Origin of the sequence: uncultured Campylobacter sp., from assembly GCF_905371695.1 — a bacterium.
Taxonomy (GTDB): domain Bacteria; phylum Campylobacterota; class Campylobacteria; order Campylobacterales; family Campylobacteraceae; genus Campylobacter_A.
In genome coordinates this window covers 19,048-35,108 of sequence record NZ_CAJPMA010000007.1, presented here as the reverse complement: position 1 = coordinate 35,108, position 16,061 = coordinate 19,048, and the positions used below count along the sequence as shown (strand labels likewise).

15 protein-coding genes are annotated in these 16,061 nt (G+C 48.1%); 12 read left to right on the top strand and 3 right to left on the bottom strand.

Features of this window, described 5'->3' with window-relative positions; translation table 11 throughout:
• The 3 genes from QZ147_RS01265 to QZ147_RS01255 all read left to right on the top strand — a co-directional run.
• Positions 1-229 (top strand): cation:dicarboxylase symporter family transporter (locus tag QZ147_RS01265; RefSeq protein WP_295146290.1); only part of this gene is annotated, 229 nt, incomplete at its 5' end.
• Positions 229-906: an amino acid racemase gene (locus QZ147_RS01260; RefSeq protein ID WP_295146289.1), complete on the top strand. Its 678-nt coding sequence runs from the start codon at positions 229-231 to the stop codon at positions 904-906. The genes QZ147_RS01265 and QZ147_RS01260, both read left to right, overlap by 1 nt.
• A gap of 138 nt (positions 907-1,044) precedes the next feature.
• The gene (locus QZ147_RS01255) at positions 1,045-1,752 is read left to right on the top strand and encodes a DUF6882 domain-containing protein (protein WP_295146287.1); all 708 of its coding nucleotides are present in this window, start codon (positions 1,045-1,047) and stop codon (positions 1,750-1,752) included.
• Between the two features lie 149 nt (positions 1,753-1,901).
• Here QZ147_RS01255 and QZ147_RS01250 read toward each other — a convergent pair whose 3' ends face one another.
• The 3 genes from QZ147_RS01250 to QZ147_RS01240 are packed head-to-tail and all read right to left on the bottom strand — an operon-like array spanning position 1,902 to position 4,485.
• Complete coding sequence (locus tag QZ147_RS01250) at positions 1,902-3,257, bottom strand: cation:dicarboxylase symporter family transporter (protein ID WP_295146286.1); 1,356 nt, start codon at positions 3,255-3,257, stop codon at positions 1,902-1,904.
• A gap of 10 nt (positions 3,258-3,267) precedes the next feature.
• A complete protein-coding gene (locus QZ147_RS01245) occupies positions 3,268-3,762 on the bottom strand; it encodes a peptidylprolyl isomerase (protein WP_295146285.1) in 495 nt (164 codons plus the stop codon).
• A 15-nt stretch (positions 3,763-3,777) separates the two neighbouring features.
• Positions 3,778-4,485 (bottom strand): YebC/PmpR family DNA-binding transcriptional regulator, encoded by a 708-nt coding sequence (locus QZ147_RS01240; protein WP_295146283.1) that lies wholly within the window; start codon positions 4,483-4,485, stop codon positions 3,778-3,780.
• 129 nt (positions 4,486-4,614) lie between these two features.
• Here QZ147_RS01240 and QZ147_RS01235 point away from each other — a divergent pair, with 129 nt between their 5' ends.
• From QZ147_RS01235 to dnaE, 9 genes are all read left to right on the top strand, one after another.
• Positions 4,615-5,169 (top strand): GNAT family N-acetyltransferase, encoded by a 555-nt coding sequence (locus tag QZ147_RS01235; protein ID WP_295146282.1) that lies wholly within the window; start codon positions 4,615-4,617, stop codon positions 5,167-5,169.
• A complete protein-coding gene (locus QZ147_RS01230; RefSeq protein WP_295146281.1) occupies positions 5,166-5,369 on the top strand; it encodes a heavy-metal-associated domain-containing protein in 204 nt (67 codons plus the stop codon). Before QZ147_RS01235 ends, QZ147_RS01230 begins: the two co-directional genes overlap by 4 nt.
• Entirely contained in the window at positions 5,369-7,540 is a 2,172-nt protein-coding gene (locus QZ147_RS01225) for a heavy metal translocating P-type ATPase (RefSeq protein WP_295146279.1), read from the top strand. Before QZ147_RS01230 ends, QZ147_RS01225 begins: the two co-directional genes overlap by 1 nt.
• Before the next feature lie 9 nt (positions 7,541-7,549).
• A complete protein-coding gene (locus QZ147_RS01220) occupies positions 7,550-8,098 on the top strand; it encodes a hypothetical protein (RefSeq protein WP_295146277.1) in 549 nt (182 codons plus the stop codon).
• A gap of 48 nt (positions 8,099-8,146) precedes the next feature.
• Entirely contained in the window at positions 8,147-8,776 is a 630-nt protein-coding gene (locus QZ147_RS01215) for an NAD(P)H-dependent oxidoreductase (RefSeq protein WP_295146276.1), read from the top strand.
• A 190-nt stretch (positions 8,777-8,966) separates the two neighbouring features.
• The gene (gene argH, locus QZ147_RS01210; RefSeq protein WP_295146291.1) at positions 8,967-10,355 is read left to right on the top strand and encodes an argininosuccinate lyase; all 1,389 of its coding nucleotides are present in this window, start codon (positions 8,967-8,969) and stop codon (positions 10,353-10,355) included.
• A 31-nt stretch (positions 10,356-10,386) separates the two neighbouring features.
• Positions 10,387-11,391 carry a glutamate--tRNA ligase family protein gene (locus tag QZ147_RS01205; protein ID WP_295146275.1) on the top strand — a complete coding sequence of 335 codons (1,005 nt, stop codon included), beginning with the start codon at positions 10,387-10,389 and terminating at the stop codon, positions 11,389-11,391.
• A gap of 32 nt (positions 11,392-11,423) precedes the next feature.
• The gene (locus QZ147_RS01200; protein ID WP_295146273.1) at positions 11,424-12,302 is read left to right on the top strand and encodes a DMT family transporter; all 879 of its coding nucleotides are present in this window, start codon (positions 11,424-11,426) and stop codon (positions 12,300-12,302) included.
• Between the two features lie 71 nt (positions 12,303-12,373).
• Positions 12,374-16,036: a DNA polymerase III subunit alpha gene (gene dnaE / locus QZ147_RS01195; protein WP_295146271.1), complete on the top strand. Its 3,663-nt coding sequence runs from the start codon at positions 12,374-12,376 to the stop codon at positions 16,034-16,036.
• Positions 16,037-16,061 lie beyond the last annotated feature (25 nt).

The window sequence follows — 16,061 nt, the reverse complement described above, 5'->3', positions numbered from 1 at the left end:
GGCGGGAGTGCCCGGGGCGGGCGCTATCATGCTTTTAATGGTGCTTGAATCGGTAGGTCTTAAAGTAGAGGCCGGCAGCGTCGTGGCGGTAGCGTATAGCATGATACTGGGCATCGACGCGATACTAGATATGGGGCGCACCTCGATGAACGTCGTAGGCGACCTCTCGGGAGCGGTGATCGTCGCTAAAAGCGAAAAAGACCTAGATATGGAAAAATGGAGCGAATAATGAAAACGATCGGAATTTTAGGCGGCATGGGGCCGCTTGCGACATGCGATTTGTATAAAAAAATCATCGAGCTAACGCCAGCTAAACGCGATCAAGATCACTTGCATTTAGTGATCGACAGCTACGCGCAAATCGAGGATAGGACGGAATTTATCCTAGGCAAGGGCGCAGATCCGCTACCAAAGCTCGTAACTAGCGCGAGATTACTAAAAAACGCGGGTTGCGAAGCGATCTTGATGGCTTGCAACACGGCGCACTTTTTTGCCCCCGAGATAGAAAAGCAAACGGGCGTAAAAATAATTCACATCGCAAAGACCGCCGTAGAGGCGCTAAAAGCCGCGTATCCGGACGCTAAAAATATTGCCGTAATCGCTACTAGCGGCACGAAAAAGGCTCGCGTTTACGATGAAATTTTAGAGCGTGAAGGTTTAATTAGCGTAGAGTTTAGCGCCGCTCGGCAAGAGGCGCTAATGAGCTGCATTTACGAAGGCGTAAAAGCTGGTAAGACCGAGGAATTCGCGCCTAAATTTAACGAAACGATCGCGGGCATAAAAGCAGACGCGTATATCGCGGCCTGCACGGAAATCCCGATGTTTTTGCCGTATTTAGATAAGCCGTATAAATTTATAGACGCGACGATGGAGTTAGCGCGGGCAGCCGTAAAATTCGGGCTTTAAAGGCTCGTATTTCGCAAGTCTTTTTGAACTTGGCGCCGCCGTCTTTTTGTGTAGCTTGGGCTATTCGTCGCGCCGAATTTTAAAAATTTCAAAAAAACTATATAATGCGCCTAAAATTTCAAATTTTAAGGAGCGGCGATGGAAATTTTAAAGCATGTTAGAGATAAGAGAGATTTTACGCAGATCTTTTCGGCTTGTGCGGGCGCGGTTACGACGGTTCAGTATAGATGCGCGGACGCGGTCGTAAAAGACCGCGATTGGCGGATAGATTTTGAAGAGGGTAAAATTTACTTCGGGCAAGACGGCTTTGAGTTTTACTTCATCGGCAGCGAATCAAGTAAGAGCGATACCTGGCTGTGGGGATATAAAAACGTAAATAATTTTAGCGAGCAAATAGCAAGCCTAGCCAGGGACGTGCTAAAAATCGGCGAGGAGCTAGGGCTTGAAGCGATTGTTACGCCTAGCTTCGAGATAGACGAAATTTATAACGGACTTACGATGTCGGTGTTAACCTGCGCTCTTAGCGGGCGAAATTTGTTTTATTATAGATGTCCGCACGAGGGCGGGTGTGCTTACGTCGCGGTAAATGGCGCGCCTAGCGAGGCGTTTAGAGCCCCAGACGCGGAAGAGTTCGTTAAGATCGCTGCGAACTGTATTAGCCGCTTTGAGCTAGACCATAAAATTTTTATCAAAAGCTTTTTGGATTTTGCGGGCGTTGCTTACGAGCAAAGCGAAAGTAAGGGCGGCTGGTTTAAGAAAGCTAGCGGTAAGATCGTCGCAAAATTTGGTAGAGAGCTTACGATTTCGTTTGACGAAAAAGAAAGAGTAACGAATCTTGAAATTTAACGCTCGGTAGCTGGCTTATGCGTGCGTAGTAGATTTATTTATGCGGGTTTTTAGTAGCGCCGCCATTTCGCTGAACTTGCCAAATTTCGGCTTACGCTCGCGGGCCGGATAAATTTTAGCGTCCGACATCGCGGACGCTAAAATTTTAATTACGAGTGGAATTTAAACTCGTTTGGATGATCCAGCGCGTAGCGGAATTTCTCCATATCTACCTTTTTATCCCAGATAGAGATTATCATGCAGCCCACGGCGTTACCGCAAAGATTGCCTACCGCGCGCATTTCGGACATAAATTTATCCACTCCCAAAAGTACGGCGACGGTAACTACCGGAATACCCGTGCTAGGAAGTGCCGCCAGCGTACCCGCTAATACGATAAAGCCCGATCCCGTGACGCCGACCGCGCCTTTGCTGGTTATCATTAATACGATTAGCACGCTGATTAGATGCTCGAAGCTTAGCGGTATGTTAAACGCCTGCGCTAGGAAGATAATGCTAAGGCTTAGGTAGATATTCGTGCAGTCTAGGTTAAACGAATAACCGGTAGGTATAATTAACCCCACGGCGCCCCTGTGGATACCCGCGGCTTCTAGCTTTTGCATTAACGGCGCAAGGGCGGTCTCGGAAGAGCTGGTGGCAAAAACTACGAGTACCTCTTTTGAGATAAAACGCATAAATTTAAAGATATTAACCTTTGCGAAATAGCAGATAATGCCCAAAGCCACGAATATAAAAAATAGGCTCGCGGCGGCCATTACGCCTAGTAGTTCTAGCATTCCTATTAGCGAGCCGATGCCGAATTTGCCGATTAGATACGCCATTGCGGAAAATGCGGCCACGGGACTAAACAACATAAGCCACGTAAGTAGTTTTAGTACGTAGTGTTGGATGATTTCCAGCGGTTTTAGGCAGGCTTTTTTGCGGTCGTGATTTAAAAACGATAATACGATTGCCACGCACAGCGCCATAAATAACACTTGAAGCGTATTTGCTTTTATAAATGGATCTAGTAAATGCACGTAAGGGAAAATGCCGTCCACCGGCACGGCACCGCGTAAGATATGAAGCGTATGCGCTAGAAATCCGCTATTCGCGTCTATATTCGCCGCTTGCGCGGTAAATTTTTCCACGCTCGACGCGTCTAGCTGGGTGTAGTCAAGATTCATCCCGTGACCCGGCCGCAGCGTCTCGCCGAAAATTATACCCACCGCTAGCGCGATGGTGCTGACTATTTCAAAATAGATAAACGCCTTAAATCCGATCGAGCCTAGATCTTTTAAACTTTCAAGCCCCACGATTCCCGAAATAATCGTTAAAAATATGATAGGTCCGATTAAAATTTTAAGCGCTTTAATAAAATAGTCTATACCCGGCTTGCTAGCGACGCCTAACTCGGGCGATATCATACCCACCGCTACGCCCGCGGCTATGCCCAAAACGACCCAAAAGGCTAAATTCGTAAGCAGCCTCAAAGCTAGGCTATTTTGCTTTTTTATAGCTTCCAAAATTTCCCCCTTACAGGCTCTCTTTTACGGTCGCCGATTTTATCTTATCTCCCGCTTTGATCGCGTCTAGCACTTTTAAACTCTCTTCGTTCGCGCATCTGCCGAACACCGTATGTACGCCGTCTAGATGAGGCTGCGCGCTGTGGCAGATGAAAAACTGGCTTCCGCCCGTGTCGCGTCCGGCATGAGCCATAGAAAGGCTACCGCGCTCGTGTTTTACTTTTTGATCGTCGCATTCGCAGATTATCCGCCAGCCGGGACCTCCCGTGCCCGTACCGTGCGGGCAGCCGCCTTGGATTACGAAATTAGGGATTACGCGGTGAAAATTTAGCCCGTCGTAAAATCCGCTTTTAATAAGCTCTACGAAATTCGCTACCGTCTGCGGCGCCTCTTCGGCGAAAAGCTCGAGCGTAATCGTTCCTTTGTCGGTTTCTAGCACGGCGTATTTGGCTTTTTTTACCTCGTCTAAATTCGGCTCGTAAATTTTAAGTTCGTCTGATCTCATTTTTATCCTTTTAATTTATTCGATATTCGTATAGACCGCTTGGACGTCGTCGTCGTCTTCTAGTTTATCTAAAAGCCGCTCGATTTCGCTCATTTGCTCTTCGCTTAGGCTAACGCTTGCGTTTGGTAAATATTGAAGCGAGCCTTTTTTTACTTCAAGGCCTAGTTTTTCGATACCTTCGTGAAGCGTGCCGAAGCTAGTATAATCGCCGTAGACGAAAATTTCACCATTGCCCTCTTCGATTTCGGTTAGTCCGAAGTCTATTAGCTCCAACTCGATTTCTTCGATATCGCGAGCGGGTTTTGCTAGTTCAAATACGCTTTTTCTAGAAAACATAAAGCTTAAACTCCCGCTAGGAAGTACTTCGCCGCCGTTTTTGCTAAAAATAGCCTTGACGTTTGCTACCGTGCGAGTCGGGTTATCCGTAGCCGTTTCTACGATGATTTGCACGCCGTGAGCGGCTTTGCCGTCGTAAAATATGGTTTTAATATCGGCGCTATCCTTACCGTTTGCGCGTTTTATCGCCGCGTCGATATTATCTTTGGGCATATTTTCGGACTTCGCGGCGGCTATCGCGGCGCGAAGTTTAGGGTTCATATCCGGGTCGCACCCGCCTTCTTTCGCAGCGACGGTTATGGCTTTTGAAAGCTTGGGAAAGACCTTGCTCATTTTATCCCAGCGCGCTTCCTTCGCCGCCCTTCGGTATTCAAATGCTCGTCCCATAATTATCCTTAAACGTTGAAATTTGCGAAATTATAGCTAAAAAAATTTTTACATTTGCTTTTAAGTTTCAAATTTTAAACAAAAAATTTATTTGTTTAAAATTTAGATTTTAAGCCTATAATTCGCGTTATGATTAATAAAGCGAAAAAACGAGACGCGGCTAGATGTATAGGACTTTTGCGGCTAGCTATGGAGGATATCGCGTTTACTTTGACGGGCGCGAATTCAGACGGCGAATGCGACGAAATTTTATGCTCTTTTTTTATCCGCGAGTCAAATAGAATAAGCTACGAAAATATCTACACTTTTAGCGCAAACGACGAAATAGTCGGCGCTATGTGCGCTTATTTCGGCGGCGACGCGTCGAATTTAGACGAGCCGATAAAAGAGCATCTGCGCCGAGCGGGCGCTAGCGAAAATTTAGACGCCGAATGTTTTGAGGACGAATTTTACATAGATAGCATCGCCGTGAGCGAAGATTATAGAAATCAAGGTATCGCCACGGCGCTAATCGGCCGCGCTTACGAGGTCGCCAAAGAGCGAAATTTTAAAAAACTCGCCTTAATAGTCGATGCTAAAAAACCTAAAACAAAGCTGTACTACGAGCGGTTAGGTTTCAAAGAGGACGCTAAAATTTTAGTAAATAATCACGAATTTAATCACCTAGTAAAGGACGTAAAATGAAAAAATTCGAAGTTTCTAATATTAATTGCCAAAACTGCGCGAATACGATTAAAAACGCGCTAAAAGACGATTACGGCGAGATAGAGGTCGATTTATCCGTCCAGCCTCGCGTAGTGAGCGTAAATTTAGACGGCGCAAAGGTCGAAAATTTTAAGCGAGACTTAGCCGACTTAGGATTTGACGTTATAAAAGAGATTTGATGAGCGAGAAAATCAAGCTAAATATAGCGGGGATGAGCTGCGTTAATTGCTCTAACGCAATCGAACGGGTCGCGAAAAAAACGCAAGGCGTACTTAGCGCTAGCGTAAATTTCGCGGACGGCAGCGGAGAATTTGAAATTTCACAACCCGCCGTTCGCGAAACTTTAGAAGCCAAAATAAAAAAGCTAGGCTACGAGATCGCGCAGGATTACGAAGAATTCGAGCTTAAACAAAGCGCGCGACTAAAAGCGATGGAGCGAAAATTTATCTTTACCATCGCCGTTAGCGTAGCGATAATGGCGCTCGAAACGCTGGGCGCTAGAAGCGTTTTTAAAGACGCGCTTATGCTTATATTAGCCTTCGTAGCGCTAGCTTACGGCGGGCGAGAATTTTTTACGCACGCCCTAAGCGCCGTGCGAAATAAAAACTACGACATGAACGTGCTAGTGGCGCTAGGAACGGCTAGCGCGTTTATTTATTCTTTAATCGTATTTTTATTTCAAAAATTCCTGCCTCCGGAGCTAAATAATATGTACGTCTCGGGCAGTTCGATGATAATAGGCTTCGTGCTGCTGGGTAAATATTTAGAGGAACGCTCCAAAGCCCGCGCGGGAGATTATCTAAAAACCCTGCTTAAAATTTCGCCAAAAACCGCGCTTTTAATCAAACCAGACGGGCAAAACGAGGAGGTTGAGGTTAGCAAGCTAAACGCGGGCGACATCGTCGTGGTAAAAAACGGCTATAACGTCCCTTGCGACGGCGTGATCGTGCAAGGCGGCGCGGAGATAGACGCTAGCACGCTAACGGGCGAGAGCCTGCCCGCGTATAAAGAGGTCGGCGACGCCGTATTTGCAGGTACGTCAAACGTAAACGGCTATATTAGCGTCAAGGTTTTAAAACGCTCCAACGCTACTATGCTATCGCAAATTTTAAGCCTTTTAAACGAGGCTAGCGCTAAAAAAATGCCGGTATCGCGCTTTGCCGACCGCGCGGCTAATATCTTCGTGCCTAGCGTCGTCGCGATCTCTATTTTAACCTTTATCGTTTGGATAATAGCGAGCGGAAATTTCGCCTACGCCGCGTCAAACGCCATTTGCGTGCTAATTATCTCTTGTCCTTGCGCGCTCGGGCTTGCCGTGCCTATCGGCATTATTAGCGCGCTCGCTCGCGGCGCGAAAGAGGGCATAATCGTCAAAAACCCCGAAATTATCGAAATTATGCACGAGATTAAAACCGTAGCTTTTGATAAAACCGGCACGCTAACTAGCGGGCAAATTAGCGTAAAAAGTAGCGATTTAAGCGATGCGGATCTGCTTTTGGCCGCGTCCGTAGAGGCTTTGAGCGAGCATCCTATCTCCAAAGCTATCGTAAAATTCGCCGAGCAAAACTGCGTAAAACCGCTAAAAATCGGCGGAAAATTCGAAAATATCGCGGGGCTAGGCGTAAAATATCAAGATGAAAACAACCTAATAATTATAGGAAACGAAAAGCTTTTAGCAAACGAAGGCGTAGAGCTAAATAACGACCAAAAGGCTAAAATTTCGCGCGCTTCGCAAAGTTGCGCTAGCGTCGCCTTGACGGCTATTAACGGCGAATTTCGCGGAATTTTATCGCTTAGCGACGAGTTAAAGCAAGACGCCGCGCAGACGATTAGCGGTTTTAAAAGTTCGGGCGTTAAAACGGCCATACTTTCTGGCGATAATCAAAGCGCCGTCTCCCGCGTGGCCGCAGAGATTGAAGCGGACGAATTTTACGCTTCGATGCTGCCCGGCGAAAAATTCGAAAGAATAAAAGAGCTCGGCGCGCGCGGTAAAGTAATGTTCGTCGGCGACGGCGTAAACGACTCGGCGTCGCTTAAATTGGCGGACGTCGGCGTAGCGATGAACTCTGGTTCTGACGTAGCAAAGGGCGCGGGCGACGTCGTGCTGATTAAAAACGACGTAAAGGGCGCTCTAAATTTGCTAAAACTAGGCTTTGCCACGATGAAAATAATTAGGCAAAATTTATTTTGGGCGTTCGGTTATAACGCGATTTGTATCCCTATCGCCGCAGGCGCACTGTATCCCGCGTTCGGAATGCTTTTAGACCCCGCTTACGGCGCGCTTGCTATGTGTTTTAGCTCGGTTACGGTCGTGTTAAATTCGATTAGGCTTAGATTTTTAAAATTTTAAGGACGGGCGATGAGAGTGGGCGAAATTTACGGCGTTTTGGCGATGATTTTCGCTAAAAATTTTCACGAAATTTTAGATGCGGCCGATTTTATGCGTATTAAGAAATCTAACGGCTGGGTCGCGCAAAACGATACGAAGGCCGCCGAAGCGGGCGCGAAATTTTACGCGGAATTTTTAGCTAGCGAGAGTAGCGCGGCGCTATGCGACGATTTTGTGCTTTTAAAGCCGAAATTTCAAGCGGATTTTTATTTTCAAAACGCTAGCGAGGATCTGGCGAAATTTTACGAAGCGCTAAAATTCGAGCCTAAAATGGGCGAGGTTGGTAGTATTTCAAATCAGCTAATTTTGATCGCCAGTATCTTAAAAAACGAGCTCGACGAGAAAATGCGGAAAATTTTGGTCGGCTTTTTGATCTCTTATTTTTTACCTTACGCAAGCGCGCTCGCGCCCGATTTGCAAAAGAACGCGCAAAGCGCTTTTTACAAGGCGATGGGCTATTTTTTACAAGATTTTTACGAAGTGCTGATGGCGATTTTTAGCATTAAGCAAAAGGATTAAGCCCTTAGCCGTAACCCGCCCGCATTAATACTATATAAAGGAGAAATTATGACGCATTTAGAAATTATGAATTTTCGCCACGCTTGTAAAATTTTCGACGAGAATAAAAAGATCGGCAAAGCCGACTTCGAGGCTATTTTGCAGGCGGGCGTTTTAGCGCCTAGCTACATGGGGTTAGAGCATTGGGATTTTTTGGTCGTACAAAATAGGGCGCTGCGCGAGAAAATCCGCGAAAAATCGTGGAATCAACCCCAAATTACTACGTGCTCGCATTTGGTAGCGATTACGGCTAAAATTAGAGAATTTAAAGCGGGCGCGGGCTACATAGCGCAAGCGATAAACCGCCGTCCGTTTGAAAGCGACGAAAAAAGAGCCGCTACGCTAAAATTTTACAAGGACGCAATAGCTAAAATTTTTAAAAACGACGACGACGAGCTATTTCACTGGTCGCACGCGCAGTGCATGTTCGCAGCGCTTGCGATGATGAACGAGGCCGCTAGCCGCGGTATCGACAGCTGCCCTATGGAGGGCTTTGACCGCGCGGCGCTCGGGGAGATTTTGGGATTAAAATGGAACGAACGCCGCGTGGCGCTGCTAGTACCTTTCGGCTACCGCGTAAATCCGCAGCCTAAAAAGATCCGCCGCGGCATGGATGACGTGGTAAAGTGGATCGAATAAATTAAAAGCGGCTTTAAGGCGTTAATTTATAGCGCGCAAAATTTCAAAACCGGCGCGCGAAGAGGCAAGCGCGTTTTTTAGGAATTTTACCGCGCTTTAGCCTTTTTTCTCGCCCGCAAATATTGTGCGGCGAGATTTAAAATTTTATAAAATCACCGAAAATTTAAACGAAGGAGCGAGCGTGAAAAAAATGTGGGAGGGGCGCTTTAGCGAGGCGAGTTCGGCGCTTTTGGAGGAGTTTAACGCCTCGATCGGCTTTGACAGGGCGCTTTGGCAGGAGGACATCGCGGGCAGCAAGGCGCACGCTCGGATGCTCGGCGCTTGCGGGATTTTAAAGCCTGACGAGAGCGAAAAGATCGTCGCAGGGCTTGACGCCGTGTTTGAAGAGATAAAAAGCGGTAAATTTGAGTTTAAAACCGCCGACGAGGACATCCATATGGCGGTCGAAAAGCGCCTAAGCGAGCTCATCGGAAGCGATCTTGGCGGCAGGCTGCACACGGCGCGCAGCAGAAACGATCAGGTCGCGCTTGATTTTCGCCTCTACGTGCTTAAAAGCGGCGCTGCAATCGCTGAAAAGATCCGCGAACTAGTAGAAGCTCTGCGAGATATCGCTAGCGAGCACGCAGACACGCTGATGCCCGGCTACACGCACCTTCAGCACGCCCAGCCCGTGAGCCTTGCCTATCATTTGCTAGCTTACGCGTTTATGTTTCGCCGCGATTACGAGCGCTTTGCCAGCTCGCGCAAGCGAAACAACCTCTGTCCGCTAGGCTCCGCCGCGCTTGCCGGCACGCCGCATCCGATAAACCGCGAGCTGGTCGCGCAGCAGCTGGGGTTTGCGGGAGTGACGCCAAACGCTATGGACAGCGTCAGCGACCGCGATTTCGCGCTGGAGATTTTGTTTAATGTAAGCGTGCTGATGACGCATGCGTCGCGCCTGTGCGAGGAGCTAATCTTGTGGAGCTCGCAGGAGTTCGGCTTTGTCACGATCAGCGACGCGTACAGTACGGGCAGCTCGATCATGCCGCAGAAGAAAAACCCCGACGTCGCCGAGCTAATCCGCGGCAAAACGGGACGCGTAAACGGCAATCTCGTCGCGCTGCTAACGGTGATGAAGGGCTTGCCGCTAGCATACAACAAGGACATGCAAGAGGACAAGGAGGGCGTTTTTGACAGCGTCGCCACCGCGCTTGCGAGCCTTGAAATTTTAAAACAGATGCTAAAAACGGCTAAATTTAACGAGCAAAATATGCTCGCGATGACGAGGCGCGGGCACCTCACGGCAACCGATCTGGCGGATTATCTCGTGCGGGAGAAAAACGTGCCGTTTCGCCAGGCGCACTTCATCACGGGCAAGGCCGTGGCGTATGCGGAAAATTTGGGCCTAGATTTGAGCGAGCTAAATGCGCAGCAGCTTGCAAGCGTGGATGAAAGCTTGGACGCGGGCGCGGTTAAATTTCTTGATCTAAATGCTTCCAAAGAGGCGCGCAAGTCGCAGGGCGGAACGGCAAATGAGAGCGTGGCGCAACAATTAGAAATAATCGAAAACTGGCTGGCAAGCGGCTCGCGCGAGGCCTAAAATTCGCTGGGCGCGTTAAAAGGAGAGCTATTTGACGGGTAAAATAATCTCCCGCATCGCTCCCACGCCGAGCGGCTATTTGCACGCGGGCAACGCGTATAATTTTATTTTAACCTACCTTTTTACGCGCGCTCAAAACGGCGTTTTGCACCTACGTATCGACGATTACGACGAGGTTAGGTACCGCGACGAATACGCGCAAAACATCTTTGACGTTTTAGAATTTTTGGGGCTTAATTACGACTGCGGCGCTAAAAATTTAAGCGAATTTAAAAGCAAATTTAGCTCGAAATTTAGGCGCCTAAGATACCGAAAAGCGCTTGAAATTTTAGGAGCGAAATTTACGGGAGACGGGCTAGGAGCTGAAATTTCACCGCGAAATTTAGGCGGTAAAATTTACGCTTGCGAATGCTCGCGAGGGACGCCGAACGCTTACGCGCGCGGCGTTTATCAAGGGCTTTGCGCCGATAAAAATTTAAGCTACGAAGCGGGTAAAACGGCGATTAGATTTCGCGTTTCGCGCGCGGTTAAAAATTTAGGCGACGAAAATTTTAGCGAGTGCGATTTACCCGAAATTTTTACGGACGAAGACCTAAAAATTCGCCGTGCAGAGCTAATAAGCGAGCAAAATTTGCGAAATTTAGTCGCGCGAAATTCGGGCGATTTTATGATTTATAAAAAAGACGGCACGAGCGCTTATAACTTTGCAAGCGTCATCGACGACGAGGATTTGGGCGTAAATTTTTTAGTGCGCGGAGGCGATCTTGCGGACTGCTCGGCGGCTCAAATTTTACTAGCGCGCGAGTTAAATCTAAATTTTAAAAACGCGAGCTTCGTTCATCACGGCTTGCTTTTAAAAGACGGCAAAAAATTAAGCAAAAGCGCGAAAGCGCCCGCGATTAATCCGAATTTAGGCGCGAAATTTTACTACGAAGAGGCGGCGCGAAACCTCGGGCTAAATCTCAAAAGCGCCGATAATCTAAAAAATTTATTAAATGAATTTTATCAAAAATTTAGCGCGGATTTCGTATCATAAGCGCATTTTTTAAATTATTGTAAGGCATAAAAATGAGAGAAAGACAAGCAGATTTAGGTATGATTTTCGTCGCGATCGCGTTTGGGCTGGGCTATTTTCCCACTTCGCAGGCGCTTGCTTCAAACGGCGTATTTACCTTGCTTTTTTATAGATTTTTACTAGCCGCGTTGATCGCGGGGGCGGTATTTTTTAACGTTTTAAGGCGCGTGAAAGCGGCGGATATGAAAGCGGGCGCAATTTTAGGAGCGTTTTTGTTTGCGGGATTCGTCAGTCAAACTTACGCGTTTAAATTCGCGCAAAGCTCGTCCGTAGCGTTTATTATCGGGCTTAACGTGGCTTTGGTGCCTTTTATCGCGGCGGTATTTTTTAAGCATAAAATTTACTCATACGCATACGCGGGCGTGGCGATTTGCGCAGCGGGGCTTTATTTCATCTGCGGCGCCGAGGTGGGCGTGGGCACGGGCGAAATTTTGGCGCTGGTTTGCGCGTGCGCATATTCGTTTCATATAGTGCTTACCGCGCATTTAGTGCGCAAATGCGACCTAATAAATATGGTTTATTTTGAAATTTTAACGTTAGTCGCGCTTTGCGGGGCGGCGATATTTATCTTTGAAGACGGCTCGTTAGCGCCCGTTATCGACCGCGCGTTTTTAATCGCGATGGCAGTCGTTGGAGTGCTCGGGACGGCGTTTGCCTTTTTCGCGCAGGCGTTAATGCAAAAATTTACGACTCCCGTAAAAACGGCGATATTTTTTACGCTAGAACCGGTAACCGCGGGCATAGTCGGATATTTCGTAGGCGGCGAGGCCATGGGCGCCGAAAAGATCGCGGGAGCGGCGCTGATAATTTGCGGCGTGCTAGTTAGCGAGATCGGCTCGTTTATGCGCGAGAAAAAGGAAGCCGCGGCGTAAAATTTAGTGGCCGTAAAAGCTAAGAAAAAGAGAAAATTCGCTAAAATTTCGCCTGTTTAAAAGGACGAAAAATGAGCGAATTTACCCATCTTCACCTCCATACCGAATACTCGCTGCTAGACGGCGCGAATAAGATAAAAGAACTAGCCAAAACGCTTAAAAAACAAGGCGTAAAAGCCGCGGCGATCACCGACCACGGAAATATGTTCGGCGCGATAGATTTTTATCAAACGATGAAAAAAGAGGGTATAAAGCCCTTAATCGGCATCGAAGCTTATATTCACAACGCCGACGATTTGGCCGATAAAAGCTCGAAACAGCGTTTTCACCTGATTTTGCTGGCTAAAAACGAGACGGGATATAAAAATTTAATGTATCTCAGCTCGCAAAGCTACATAGACGGATTTTACTACTATCCGCGCATAAATAAAAAAATACTTAAAGAGCGTAGCGAAGGAGTGGTGTGCTGCGCGGCGTGCTTGCAAGGCGAGGTAAACTGGCATCTAAATTTAAGCGAACGCAACGTTAAATACGGCGCGCAAGGATACGAAAAAGCCAAAGAGGTCGCGCTTGAATACCGCGAAATTTTCGGAGACGATTTCTACCTTGAAATTATGCGCCACGGTATCGGCGATCAGCGAAAGATCGACGACGATATCTTGCGAATTTCAAAAGAGACGGGCATAAAAGTCGTAGCAACCAACGATACGCACTATACTTTTAAAGAGCGGGCGGCGGCGCACGAGGTGTTTATGTGTATCGCGATGAACAAAATGCTAGACGACCCGAACCGCCTGCGCCACAGCGTGCACGAATTTTACGTAAAAGACGAAGAGGCGATGAAGGCGCTATTTTTAGACGTTCCCGAAGTTATCGCAAACACGCAAGAGATCGTGAATAAATGCAATCTTACGCTAAAACTGGGCAATCCTACGCCGCCTAATTTTAAATTTACGCTCGAATACGCCGCGCAGCGCGGGCTAGAACTTCCGCAGCCAGGCGTTAGGTATAGCTTTATCAATGACGCGGCGTTTTTTGAATACGAGTGCAAAAAAGGACTCGAAGAGCGGCTAAAATTCGTCCCAGAAGCGCAACACGAGCTATACCGCAAACGGCTAGAAACCGAGATAAACGTCATTAATAGGATGAATTTTCCGGGTTATATGATGATCGTATGGGACTTTATCAACGAAGCTAAATCGCGCGGCGTACCGGTGGGACCGGGCAGGGGCTCTGCGGCCGGCTCGCTGGTGGCGTATTCGCTACGCATTACCGATCTCGACCCCATTCCCTACAACCTGCTTTTCGAGAGATTTCTAAACCCCGAGCGCGTAAGTATGCCAGATATCGACGTGGACTTTTGCCAAAGCAGGCGCGGCGAGATTATCGATTACGTAATCGAAAAATACGGGAAATTTAACGTCGCGGGCGTTATTACCTTCGGTAAATTGCTGGCAAAAGGCGTCATCCGCGACGTGGCGCGCGTTTGTAATATGTCCTACGCCGAGGCCGACGCGATGGCTAAGCTAATCCCCGACGAGCTGGGTATCACGCTAAAAGACGCTTTCGATAAAGAGCCTAAGATTAAGGAGTTAATTCAAAGCAACCCTAACGCGGCTAGAATTTGGAAATTTGCGCTAGATTTAGAAGGGCTTAATAGAAACGCCGGCCAGCACGCCGCGGGCGTAGTTATCTCAAACGAAGAGCTGTGGAATAAAACGCCTCTGTTTAGGCAGCCAAACAGCCCCGAGGATCACTACGTCACGCAATATAGCCTAAAATACCTAGAAGACGTCGATTTAATTAAATTCGACTTTTTAGGGCTTAAAACGCTCACCGTTATCGATAACGCCGTAAAACTCGTCAAGCAGCGCACCGGCCGCGACATAATCTGGGAGCAAATCGATAAAAACGACGCGGGCGTGCTAAAAGTCATTCAAAACGGCGACGCGATCGGTATATTCCAGATAGAAAGCGAAGGCATGAGAAAGCTAGGCACTAGCCTAAAACCCGACTGCTTCGAGGACATTATCGCGATGATCGCGCTTTACCGCCCGGGTCCGATGGAAAGCGGCATGCTAGACGACTTCGTAAAGCGTAAGCACGGCGAGGCGGCGATAACCTACTCGTTTAAGGAGTTAGAGCCTATTTTAAGCCCGACCTACGGCGTCATCGTCTATCAAGAACAAGTCATGCAAATCGTGCAGCGTATCGGCGGCTTTTCGCTAGGAGGCGCCGATCTCGTGCGCCGCGCGATGGGTAAAAAAGATCCGGAGCTACTTAAACAGCAAAAAGATTTATTCGTCCAAGGCGCTAAAAAAGAGGGATTTGACGTGCAAAAGGCGGGCGATTTGTTCGACCTTATCTTAAAATTCGCGGGCTACGGCTTTAATAAATCCCACTCCGCCGCATACGCTTATATCGTATTTCAAACGGCGTATTTAAAGGCTTATTATCCGGCCGAATTTATGGCGGCCTTGCTAACTAGCGAGGAGAGTAACGCCGATAAAATTTCGCGCTACATCGACGAGATTAAGCGCCTAAATATCGACATCCTGCCGCCGTCGGTAAATCGCTCGGCGCGCGAATTTAGCGTCGTAAAAAACGGCGAGCGCGACGGAATCATCTACGGTCTTGGCGCGATAAAAGGCGTAGGCGCGGCGGCTATCGAAAATATCTTAGACGAGCGCGAAAAAGACGGAGAGTTTAAAAGCTTAGACGATTTCGTTTCGCGCGCGGACGCGTTTAGGGTTAATAAAAAGGTCTTTGAAAGCCTAACCAAGGCCGGCGCGATGGATGAATTCGGCTTTACGCGTAAAATGCTTTTAACTTGCGTAGAAGACATCGTAGAAGCGTGCAAAAAGGCCGCGCAAATTCGCCGCGACGCCGCGGAGAGCTTATTCGGCGACAGCGAGGATATGAACGGCGTAAACGTAAAATTCGCTCTACAAATAAAAGACGAATACGACGCGAAGCAAATTTTAAAATTCGAGCTTGAAAGCGTAGGAATTTATCTCTCGGGACACCCGCTAGACGCGTATAAAGCGCAGATCGACGCCGTAAGATACACGCTTAGCTCGCAGTTTGACTCCCTGCCGCAGACGGCTGAAATTTTAGTCGTCGGCAAGATCGAGGATTTTGGCACGCGCATAACCAAATCGGGTAAAAAAATGGGATCGATTAACGTACTGGATCTGCACGGAAATATCGAAATAGCGGTATTTGAGCGCGAGCTAGCGCAGGTTGAGGAGATTTGGCTAGACGAGAGCAAGCGCGACTTACCGTACGCGTTTAAGATCGCGATCTCGCGCGACGAGCAGTTCGTGCGCACGCGCCTAAATAGCGTGCATTCGCTTGAAGACGCGGTTGATATGAATTTTGAAGTTAAAAAGATTAGAGGCGGCGGCGGCGGGCGGTTTAGCGGTAACGCAAACGGCGAGCGCGAGGGCGGACGCGGCTACGGCGGCGGAAATTACGGCTCGCGCGCTCCTGCTCGTCCCGAGCCGAGCGGCGTAATCGAAATTTTGCTAAATTTAAGCGAGATTAGTCGCGATCAAATTTCAAACCTTTATAGCCTAGGACGCGCCGAGCACGTAAGCGGCGCGACTAGAAACGACAAACGGCTGGTGGTTAAAATCCAAAACGCGAGCACGAACGAAATTTTCGTCTATAATACCGAATTTATCGTCGGCGAGGATTTTAAGGGCAAGGCGATGGAATTTTTAGCGAGTTGATCCGCGCGTTTAAAGACCGCTTGCT

Excerpts from the sequence above, each read along its gene's own strand:
- QZ147_RS01235 (WP_295146282.1), top strand. The coding sequence starts at position 4,615 with ATGATTAATAAAGCGAAAAAACGAGACGCGGCTAGATGTATAGGACTT.
- QZ147_RS01260 (WP_295146289.1), top strand. The coding sequence starts at position 229 with ATGAAAACGATCGGAATTTTAGGCGGCATGGGGCCGCTTGCGACATGC.
- QZ147_RS01200 (WP_295146273.1), top strand. The coding sequence starts at position 11,424 with ATGAGAGAAAGACAAGCAGATTTAGGTATGATTTTCGTCGCGATCGCG.
- argH (WP_295146291.1), top strand. The coding sequence starts at position 8,967 with ATGTGGGAGGGGCGCTTTAGCGAGGCGAGTTCGGCGCTTTTGGAGGAG.
- QZ147_RS01225 (WP_295146279.1), top strand. The coding sequence starts at position 5,369 with ATGAGCGAGAAAATCAAGCTAAATATAGCGGGGATGAGCTGCGTTAAT.
- QZ147_RS01240 (WP_295146283.1), bottom strand. The coding sequence starts at position 4,485 with ATGGGACGAGCATTTGAATACCGAAGGGCGGCGAAGGAAGCGCGCTGG.
- QZ147_RS01255 (WP_295146287.1), top strand. The coding sequence starts at position 1,045 with ATGGAAATTTTAAAGCATGTTAGAGATAAGAGAGATTTTACGCAGATC.
- QZ147_RS01215 (WP_295146276.1), top strand. The coding sequence starts at position 8,147 with ATGACGCATTTAGAAATTATGAATTTTCGCCACGCTTGTAAAATTTTC.
- QZ147_RS01245 (WP_295146285.1), bottom strand. The coding sequence starts at position 3,762 with ATGAGATCAGACGAACTTAAAATTTACGAGCCGAATTTAGACGAGGTA.
- QZ147_RS01220 (WP_295146277.1), top strand. The coding sequence starts at position 7,550 with ATGAGAGTGGGCGAAATTTACGGCGTTTTGGCGATGATTTTCGCTAAA.
- dnaE (WP_295146271.1), top strand. The coding sequence starts at position 12,374 with ATGAGCGAATTTACCCATCTTCACCTCCATACCGAATACTCGCTGCTA.
- QZ147_RS01230 (WP_295146281.1), top strand. The coding sequence starts at position 5,166 with ATGAAAAAATTCGAAGTTTCTAATATTAATTGCCAAAACTGCGCGAAT.